The sequence below is a fragment of the Intrasporangium sp. genome (assembly GCF_032907665.1).
Classification (GTDB): Bacteria; Actinomycetota; Actinomycetes; order Actinomycetales; family Dermatophilaceae; genus Intrasporangium.
On sequence record NZ_JAJJPG010000060.1, the window covers coordinates 1 to 5042 of the forward strand.

The 5042-nt window shown below is 71.0% G+C and carries 3 protein-coding genes; all 3 read left to right on the top strand.

Translation table 11 applies throughout. The features are described from left to right. The first annotated feature begins 303 nt into the window (after positions 1–303). Complete coding sequence (gene guaB / locus LOY02_RS10480) at positions 304–1821, top strand: IMP dehydrogenase (protein ID WP_317182303.1); 1518 nt, start codon at positions 304–306, stop codon at positions 1819–1821. 215 nt (positions 1822–2036) lie between these two features. Next, on the top strand, positions 2037–3158 hold the full coding sequence (locus LOY02_RS10485) for a GuaB3 family IMP dehydrogenase-related protein (RefSeq protein ID WP_317182304.1): 1122 nt from the start codon (positions 2037–2039) through the stop codon (positions 3156–3158). Positions 3159–3300: 142 nt separating this feature from the next. Then, on the top strand, positions 3301–5042 hold a 1742-nt coding region (locus LOY02_RS10490; protein ID WP_317182305.1), incomplete at its 3' end, for a GMC family oxidoreductase.

Genomic DNA, 5042 nt, shown 5'->3' on the forward strand with positions numbered 1-5042 from the left:
CCGGCAGAGCCCGCCACACCGGATGAGGCCGCCGGGTCCGACACACCTGCGGAGCCCGGCACGCCGGCTGGGAACGGCGTGCCCGCGGCGCCGGCGCCACCGAGCATGCCGACCGGCGGCAGCGGTGCAGTGCCCACTGAGGCTGCGGCCCCAGCGGCGACCGTCCCCACAGCAGAGCCCGCACCGCTCGCTGTCGAGTCGGTCGAGGTAGACCCGACAGCGGCAGAGACCGGCGCGTAGAGCCGACGTGCACCGCCGCCGAGGCGGTCGGCTGCGACCGGCCGCCTCCCGTAGAATCGGGCAATGCCCCTCGGTACGAATGACGTCCCCTCCCCGTTCGAGAACCTCGGCCTGACCTACGACGACGTCCTTCTCCTACCGGGTTACAGCGACCTCGCACCCAACGACATCGACACGACGACCCGGCTGACCCGCGAGCTGTCGATCCGGGTCCCACTCATCTCCGCGGCGATGGACACGGTGACCGAGTCGCGCATGGCGATCGCCATGGCGAGGCAGGGTGGCATCGGCGTGCTCCACCGCAACCTGTCGATCGCCGACCAGGCCTACCAGGTCGACCTCGTCAAGCGGACCCAGACCGGGATCATCTCCAACCCGATCACCATCGGCCCCGACGCCACGCTCGAAGACCTCGACCAGAAGTGCGGTGAGTACCGCGTCTCCGGCCTCCCGGTCGTCGACGGCGACAAGAAGCTCATCGGCATCATCACCAACCGTGACCTTCGGTTCATGCCGGTCAAGGAGTGGGCGACGACGCTCGTCCGCGACGTCATGACCCCGATGCCCCTCATCACCGGCCCTGAGGGGATCAGTCGCGAGGACGCCACGCTCCTGCTTCGTCAGCACAAGCGGGAGCGGCTCCCGCTCGTCGACGACGCGGGCCACCTGGTCGGCCTCATCACGGTGAAGGACTTCGTCAAGAGCGAGCAGTTCCCCGACGCGAGCAAGGACGGCGTGGGTCGGCTCATGGTGGGCGCGGCGATCGGCTACTTCGGTGACGCGTGGGAGCGTGCCACCACCCTCATCGAGGCGGGCGTCGACGTCCTCGTGGCCGACACCGCGCATGGCCACGTGCGGACGCTCATCGAGATGGTCCAGCGTCTCAAGAGCGACCCCGCCACGAAGCACGTTCAGGTCATCGGCGGCAACGTCGCGACGCGGGAGGGTGCGCAGGCTTTCGTCGACGCCGGCGCCGACGCCATCAAGGTCGGCGTGGGCCCGGGCTCGATCTGCACGACCCGCATCGTCACGGGGGTCGGTGCGCCGCAGATCACCGCCGTCCACGCGGCCTCGCTCGCGGCCCGGGCGGCCGGGGTCCCGGTGATCGCGGACGGCGGGCTCCAGTACTCCGGAGACATCGCCAAGGCGATCGTCGCCGGGGCGGACGCCGTGATGATCGGCTCGCTGCTCGCCGGCTGTGAGGAGTCGCCCGGGGAGCTCATCTTCGTCAACGGCAAGCAGTTCAAGAGCTATCGCGGGATGGGGTCGCTCGGGGCGATGAGCTCGCGCGGCAAGAAGTCCTACTCGAAGGACCGCTACTTCCAGGCCGAGGTCGACTCCGACGACAAGATCGTGCCGGAGGGCATCGAGGGCAGGGTGGCCTACCGGGGTCCGGTGTCGCAGGTCGCCCACCAGATGGTCGGGGGGCTGCGCCAGTCGATGTTCTATGTCGGCGCGCGCACGGTGCCCGAGCTCCAGGAGAAGGGCAGGTTCGTCCGGATCACCTCGGCCTCGCTCAAGGAGAGCCACCCGCACGACGTCCAGGGCATCGTCGAGGCGCCCAACTACACGGTCACCTGACCTTGGCCGTATGCCGCTGAGCGGGACCCGACGCACCCCGTCGACCCGGGGTGGCCGGGGCGGCTGGCTGGACGCGAGCGGGAGCGAGCCCAGCGGCATACGGACCCGTCCTGTCGTCCGCAGGCGCCACCGCATCGGCTTCGGCGAGGAGGTCGTCCTCCGCTCGAGTGGTCGATGTCCCCGGGACGCGGGACCGCGGTCGATAGGATCGGGCGGTGACTGAGATCGAGATCGGCAGGGGCAAACGCGGGCGGCGTGCCTACTCCTTCGACGACATCGCGGTGGTGCCCTCTCGGCGCACGCGGGACCCCGAGGAGGTCTCGGTCTCGTGGCAGATCGACGCCTATCACTTCGACATCCCGGTCATGGCCGCGCCGATGGACTCGGTCGTCTCGCCTGAGACTGCGACCGCGCTCGGCAAGCTCGGCGCGTTGCCGGTCCTCGACCTCGAGGGCCTGTGGACCCGCTACGAGGACCCCACGGCGCTGCTGGCCGAGATCGCGGGCCTCGACCCGGTCCTCGCGACTCCGCGCATGCAGGAGATCTACGCCGAGCCGATCAAGCCCGAGCTCATCACCGAGCGGCTGCGCCAGCTGCGTGAGGGAGGCGTGACCGTCGCGGGGGCGTTGTCGCCGCAGCGCACCCAGCAGCACTGGAAGACCGTCGTCGACGCCGGCGTCGACCTCTTCGTCATCCGCGGCACGACCGTGTCGGCAGAGCACGTCTCCGGGCGGGCCGAGCCACTCAACCTCAAGCGGTTCATCTACGAGCTCGACGTTCCCGTCATCGTGGGGGGAGCGGCCTCCTACACGGCCGCTCTGCACCTGATGCGCACGGGAGCCGCGGGCGTGCTCGTCGGCTTCGGCGGCGGGGCGGCCCACACGACCCGGAAGGCGCTCGGCATCCACGCGCCGATGGCCTCCGCCGTCGCCGACGTGGCGGCGGCACGCCGCGACTACCTCGACGAGTCCGGCGGCCGCTACGTCCACGTCATCGCCGACGGCGGCGTCGGCACGTCGGGAGACATCGTCAAGGCGGTCGCCTGCGGAGCCGACGCGGTCATGCTCGGCGCGGCCCTGGCACGGGCCACGGACGCGCCCGGCCGTGGCTACCACTGGGGGCCCGAAGCGCACCACTCCGAGCTGCCGCGCGGCCTGCGCATCGAGCTCGGCACCCAGGCCTCCCTCGAGGAGATCCTCTTCGGCCCCGGCCGCCAGGCCGACGGCACGACGAACCTCGTCGGTGCCCTCCGGCGGGCCATGGCCACGACCGGCTACAGCGACGTCAAGGAGTTCCAGCGCGTCGAGGTCGTCGTGTCGCCCTACCTGGGGCAATAGGCGCTGCGCGGCTGCCGTATGCCGCTGGGCGCGCGCCGCGCCCAGCGGCCGCTTCTCCGGTGGCCCGGTTTGTCCGCAGCGCCATGGTGTTTTTCGTTACCCGTGGGTAGTCGGGGGCCCGACTCATGCCTACGCTGACGTCATGACGCAGCAGTGGGACCACGACGTCGTGGTCATCGGGTCGGGATTCGGCGGTTCGGTGGCCGCCCTTCGCCTCGCCGAGAAGGGCTACCGGGTCCACGTCTACGAAGCGGGTCGTCGCTTCGAGGACGAGGACTTCGCCGACACGAGCTGGAACCTCCGGCGCTACCTCTGGGCCCCCCGCCTCGGCTGCTACGGCGTGCAGCGGATCCACCGGCTGCCGCACTGCCTCGTGCTGGGTGGTGCGGGCGTCGGGGGCGGGTCGCTGAACTACGCCAACACGCTGTACGTGCCCCCGGAGCCGTTCTTCCGCGACCCGCAGTGGTCCCACATCACGGACTGGAGAGCGGAGCTGGCCCCGCATTACCAGACCGCGGAGCGCATGCTCGGGGTGGTGGAGAACCCCTGCGAGGGCCCGATCGAACAGCTCATGCGGGACACCGCCCATGACCTCGGCGTCGGCGCCTCCTTCCGGAAGACCCCCGTGGGTGTCTTCTTCGGTGAGCCCGGCAAGCGGGTGCCGGACCCGTTCTTCGGGGGCGAAGGTCCGGACCGGGCCGGGTGCACCGAGTGCGGCAACTGCATGGTCGGCTGCAAGATCGGCGCGAAGAACACCCTCGTGAAGAACTACCTCGCCCTGGCCGAGCGGCGCGGCGTGACGATCGAGCCGCTGCGCACCGTGGAGTCGCTCCGCCCGCTCGACCCGGCCCGACCCGAGCACGGCTACGCGGTGACCACGGTGCGCACCGGGGCGTGGACGAAGCGCGGGAAGGATCGCCGGACCGTGACGACCGACCAGGTCGTCATCGCCGCGGGCGCCTGGGGGACCGCCGAGCTGCTCCATGCGATGCGAGAGGACGAGCTGCCGCGACTGTCGAGTCGGCTGGGCGACCTCACCCGGACCAACTCCGAGGCGCTGGGCGGGGCGTCGGTCGCTCGCGTCCCGAAGGACATCGACCTGACCAAGGGCGTCGCCATCACCTCGAGCTTCCACGTCAACGACACCACGCACGTCGAGAACGTCCGCTACGGCAAGGGCTCCAACGCCATGGGCTTCCTCGCGGTCATGCAGGTCGACGGGGGAGGCAAGGTGCCCCGATGGCTCAAGTTCGTCGGCCAGGCCGCACGCCACCCCGGCATCTTCGTCCGGTCCGCCTCGAAACGGCGGTGGAGCGAGCGGACGGTCATCGCACTGGTCATGCAGGCGACCGACAACTCCATCCGCGTGTGGCGCAAGCGTGGCGTGCTCGGGTCGCGGCTGTCCTCGACCCAGGGCCACGGGGCGCCCAACCCCACCTACATCCCCGAGGGCAACGCGGCAGTGCGGGCCATGGCACGCCGGCTCGAGCAGACCACCGGGGAACGTGCCTGGCCCGGGTCCTCCATCGGCGAGATCCTCGACATCCCGATGACCGCGCACTTCATCGGCGGCGCGGTGATCTCCGACTCTCCCGAGGGGGGCGCCATCGACCCTTATCACCGGGTGTGGCACTACCCCGGACTCCACGTCGTCGACGGGGCAGCGATCTCGGCCAACCTCGGGGTCAACCCGAGCCTGACGATCACGGCCCAGGCGGAGCGGGCCATCTCGCTCTGGCCGGTCCGCGGGGAGCAGGACGCACGGCCGGTGCAGGGCGAGCCCTACCGAAGGGTCCCGCTGGTCCCTCCGGCGGCGACGTCTCCGACGGCCCGACCGGCAGCTCAACCGGCGGCGTCCGGGACGGCAGCCGGGACGGCAGCCGG

What these genes read in the sequence shown, in the direction of transcription:
- guaB (WP_317182303.1), top strand. Translation starts at nt 304, where the DNA reads ATGCCCCTCGGTACGAATGACGTCCCCTCCCCGTTCGAGAACCTCGGC.